The organism is Faecalibacterium sp. Marseille-Q4137 (assembly GCF_017377535.1).
GTDB classification, from domain to species: domain Bacteria; phylum Bacillota; class Clostridia; order Oscillospirales; family Ruminococcaceae; genus Faecalibacterium; species Faecalibacterium duncaniae.
Map to the genome: position 1 here is coordinate 1 of NZ_JAFREK010000088.1, position 2802 is coordinate 2802.

Sequence of the window (2802 nt, forward strand, 5' to 3'; positions counted from 1 at the left end):
GGTCGGCATCGACCAGAGGGAAAAGGAGCAATCCGCTTTGAGATGGCCTCGCGTCCGATTAGCTAGTTGGTGAGGTAATGGCCCACCAAGGCGACGATCGGTAGCCGGACTGAGAGGTTGAACGGCCACATTGGGACTGAGACACGGCCCAGACTCCTACGGGAGGCAGCAGTGGGGAATATTGCACAATGGGGGAAACCCTGATGCAGCGACGCCGCGTGGAGGAAGAAGGTCTTCGGATTGTAAACTCCTGTTGTTGAGGAAGATAATGACGGTACTCAACAAGGAAGTGACGGCTAACTACGTGCCAGCAGCCGCGGTAAAACGTAGGTCACAAGCGTTGTCCGGAATTACTGGGTGTAAAGGGAGCGCAGGCGGGAAGACAAGTTGGAAGTGAAATCTATGGGCTCAACCCATAAACTGCTTTCAAAACTGTTTTTCTTGAGTAGTGCAGAGGTAGGCGGAATTCCCGGTGTAGCGGTGGAATGCGTAGATATCGGGAGGAACACCAGTGGCGAAGGCGGCCTACTGGGCACCAACTGACGCTGAGGCTCGAAAGTGTGGGTAGCAAACAGGATTAGATACCCTGGTAGTCCACACCGTAAACGATGATTACTAGGTGTTGGAGGATTGACCCCTTCAGTGCCGCAGTTAACACAATAAGTAATCCACCTGGGGAGTACGACCGCAAGGTTGAAACTCAAAGGAATTGACGGGGGCCCGCACAAGCAGTGGAGTATGTGGTTTAATTCGACGCAACGCGAAGAACCTTACCAAGTCTTGACATCCTGCGACGATGCTGGAAACAGTATTTTCCTTCGGGACGCAGAGACAGGTGGTGCATGGTTGTCGTCAGCTCGTGTCGTGAGATGTTGGGTTAAGTCCCGCAACGAGCGCAACCCTTACTGTCAGTTACTACGCAAGAGGACTCTGGCAGGACTGCCGTTGACAAAACGGAGGAAGGTGGGGATGACGTCAAATCATCATGCCCTTTATGACTTGGGCTACACACGTACTACAATGGCGTTAAACAAAGAGAAGCAAGACCGCGAGGTGGAGCAAAACTCAGAAACAACGTCCCAGTTCGGACTGCAGGCTGCAACTCGCCTGCACGAAGTCGGAATTGCTAGTAATCGTGGATCAGCATGCCACGGTGAATACGTTCCCGGGCCTTGTACACACCGCCCGTCACACCATGAGAGCCGGGGGGACCCGAAGTCGGTAGTCTAACCGCAAGGAGGACGCCGCCGAAGGTAAAACTGGTGATTGGGGTGAAGTCGTAACAAGGTAGCCGTAGGAGAACCTGCGGCTGGATCACCTCCTTTCTAAGGAGTCAGGCAGATGGAAGAACATCGAAGATGGTCGACATCTGGAACAGGTGACAGATACAAGCAGAGTAGATATTGTTCGATTTTGAGGGCCCTGAAAAGGACACTCAAAGACGTACCTTGAAAACTGAATAATAACTGCGAAACAAAGATTATAGTAAGTTCTTTTAAGAAATATTGCAATTTCAAAAGGAAGGGTAACAATAATCTTCGTTGGCAAAAGAGAATCAAGAGGAAATACAAGCCATTCTCGAAAGAGAATAGTTTGAATGGTCAAGCGAACAAGGGCGCAGGGCGAATGCCTTGGCACTGGGAGCCGATGAAAGACGTGATAAGCTGCGATAAGCTTCGGGGAGCTGCAAATAAGCATTGATCCGGAGATCTCTGAATGAGGAAACTCACCTGGGTTCATACTCAGGTACAATACACTGAAATTCAAAATAGGTGTATTGAGGGAACCGCCTGAACTGAAACATCTAAGTAGGGCGAGGAAGAGACATCAAACGAGATTCCGTAAGTAGTGGCGAGCGAACGCGGAAGAGGGCAAACCGAGAGTAGAAATACTTTCGGGGTACGGACTGCTTTTAAGACTCAATCTGTTAACCGAACGGCATGGGAAGGCCGGTCAGAGAGTGTGAGAACCACGTAGGTGAAAACGGAGAGAGCTGCGCAGGATCCAGAGTACGGCCAGACACGTGAAACCTGGTCGGAATACGGGGGGACCACCCTCCAACCCTAAATACTACCCAGTGACCGATAGCGTATAGTACTGTGAAGGAAAGGTGAAAAGCACCCCGGGAGGGGAGTGAAATAGAACCTGAAACCCTGTGCCTACAAGCACCTAGAGCACGTCAAAGTGTGATAGGGTACTTTTTGTAGAACGGTCCGGCGAGCGATTGTATGCAGCAAGGTTAAGGACTTAAGGTCTGGAGCCGAAGCGAAAGCGAGTTTGAAAAGGGCGTTAAGTTGCATATAATGGGCCCGAAACCGGGTGACCTACCCATGGTCAGGTTGAAGTGGAAGTAAAATTCCATGGAGGACCGAACCGACCTCCGTTGAAAAGGCGGCGGATGAACTGTGGGTAGCGGAGAAATTCCAATCGAACCCGGAGATAGCTGGTTCTCCCCGAAATAGTTTTAGGACTAGCCTCAAGTTAGATACCTGGAGGTAAAGCACTGAATAGCCTAGCGGCCGAGAGGTTAGCGAAGCTTATCAAACTCAGAATGCCAGAGTATTGATGCTTGGGAGTCAGACAGTGTCAGATAAATGTCATTGTCAAAAGGGAAACAGCCCAGATCTACAGCTAAGGTCCCAAAGTCAGGTTAAGTGGAAAACGATGTGAAGATACGCAGACAACCAGGATGTTGGCTCAGAAGCAGCCACTCATTCAAAGAGTGCGTAATAGCTCACTGGTCGAGCGTCTTTGCGCGGAGAATTTAACGGGGCTAAACCTGACACCGAAGCTTAGGCAATG

The 2802-nt window shown here is 50.5% G+C and carries 2 rRNA genes; both read left to right on the forward strand.

Annotation, left to right across the window (positions count from 1 at the left end):
• Nucleotides 1-1325: ribosomal RNA gene (locus J3353_RS15790) — 16S ribosomal RNA — on the forward strand; the annotation flags it as partial.
• Between the two features lie 274 nt (nucleotides 1326-1599).
• Nucleotides 1600-2802: ribosomal RNA gene (locus tag J3353_RS15795) — 23S ribosomal RNA — on the forward strand; the annotation flags it as partial.